At 46.5% G+C, this 1,933-nt stretch carries 1 protein-coding gene; it reads left to right on the forward strand.

What is annotated here, in order from left to right:
• Nucleotides 1-515 precede the first annotated feature (515 nt).
• Nucleotides 516-1,844 carry a group II intron reverse transcriptase/maturase gene (gene ltrA / locus NOM01_RS16990; protein WP_255749773.1) on the forward strand — a complete coding sequence of 443 codons (1,329 nt, stop codon included), beginning with the start codon at nt 516-518 and terminating at the stop codon, nt 1,842-1,844.
• Nucleotides 1,845-1,933 lie beyond the last annotated feature (89 nt).

Consider the following 1,933-nt stretch of genomic DNA (forward strand, 5'->3'; position numbering starts at 1 on the left):
GATAAGAAAGTATAGAGCGACCGAGCAAGGTCGTGCCTTATAGCGGGTGAGAATCCCGTCGGAAAAGAGTTAGCCACTCATCCGTAGCGAGTCTTGGAGAACTAAGGGCAACGTTAGTTTTTAAGCGTAGACAGCGAGTCAGTGGGCCGTAAGCCATGTGGTTGAAGGGAATGAGCCTCGAAAACTTATGAAAACGGGAACGCCGATGGCGTTATACTTCCAGAAGGCAACACTCCAATCATCGATAGGGTAAGAGGATTGGGGGTTCCCCGGGGTCTGAGACCATGGCACGCTGAGCATTGATAAGGGACGGCAACTCGGGAGATCCCAGCGGATCTTTCGAATGAAAGTATAGTGAACCAAGCAATCAAATGTGAGGACGCTAAATGTCTACTGGGAAGTCGGAGGAAACACATAGTACTAATGACGCTGGGTAATGCCAGTCGAGGAAAGGTGTTTCTCTTGTTCATGAATCTTATCGGGGACACATCGGCACACACGGAGGTGCAGTAAAGATGAACACAAAACAGGTAAGAATAGCAGAATTAGCGAAGGCGAATCCGGGGATGGCGTTCACGTCACTGGCGCACTTAATGGATGAAGAGGAATTGAGACAGTGTCATCGGGAGTTACAAGGCAACAAAGCAACAGGCATTGACCAAGTAACAAAAGTTGCCTATCAAGAAAACGTGGCGGATAACCTCTCCCACCTAGTCATGCGACTGAAGCAGAAAAGCTATCGGCCGCTTCCGGTGCGTCGCGTGTACATTGATAAGCCGGGTTCAACGAAGAAAAGACCGTTGGGCATTCCGGCTTATGAAGATAAAATTGTACAGCGAGGACTTGCGAAAATCCTTAATGCCATCTATGAACAGGATTTTCTTGACTGTTCCTTTGGCTTTCGTCCAAATAGAAGTTGTCATGATGCGCTCAAAGTGCTCAATGTCTCCATCGAAAAACGGTATACAAACTACATCGTTGATGTAGACATCAAAGGTTTCTTTGATCATGTTGATCACCAATGGATGATGCGTTTCTTAAATCATCGCATTAATGATCCAAGTCTACTCAGACTCATTGCGCGTTTTCTGAAGGCTGGATACATGGAGAAGGGGACGTGGTACGCAAGCGAACAAGGGACGCCGCAAGGTGGACTGATCTCGCCGATTCTAGCCAACATCTATCTTCACTATGTGATTGATCTATGGTTTATGAAAGTGGTGAAGAAGCAGTGTCAGGGACAGGCCTACTTGGTGCGCTACGCTGATGACTTTGTCTGTTGCTTTCAGTACAAACAGGAAGCGGAGCAATTCTATAGTGAACTCAAGCAGCGAATCGGTAAATTTAATTTGACGCTAGCAGAGGAAAAAGCGAGGATCATTCCTTTTGGACGTTTTGCTTGGGAAAATGCCAGACGAATTGAAAACAGGAAGCCAAAGACCTTTGACTTCCTGGGGTTCACCCACTACTGTGGGTGGAGTAAAAGTGGACACTTTCGAGTAAAACGAAAAAGCAGTCGAAAGAAAGTCTGCGCCAAGCTCAAAGCCCACGGGCAGTGGCTTAAAGCTCATCGAACGAAAGAGATAGACTCCATCATGGATCGGATCAAGCGCTCGCTGATCGGCTATTACAACTACTATTGTGTCACCGACAACATTCCAAGTGTGAATGCGTTTCGATTACAGGTGATTCGGCTGTTGTATAAATGGTTAAACAGAAGAAGCCAAAAACGATCTTATACATGGGAAAAGTTCAATCAATTTCTAAAACGATGCCCATTGCCTCAACCACGAATCAAGGTCAATATCTATCAACTTCGCCCAGAACTTAGCTATATTCTGTGAACCATGAACAAGAAGAGCCGTGTGCGTAAATAGCGCACGCACGGTTCTGTGAGGGGGACAGAGGATGTGAATCACTGCCCTACTCGACA

The sequence above is a fragment of the Sporolactobacillus sp. STSJ-5 genome, from assembly GCF_024385605.1.
Taxonomy (GTDB): Bacteria; Bacillota; Bacilli; order Bacillales; family Sporolactobacillaceae; genus Sporolactobacillus.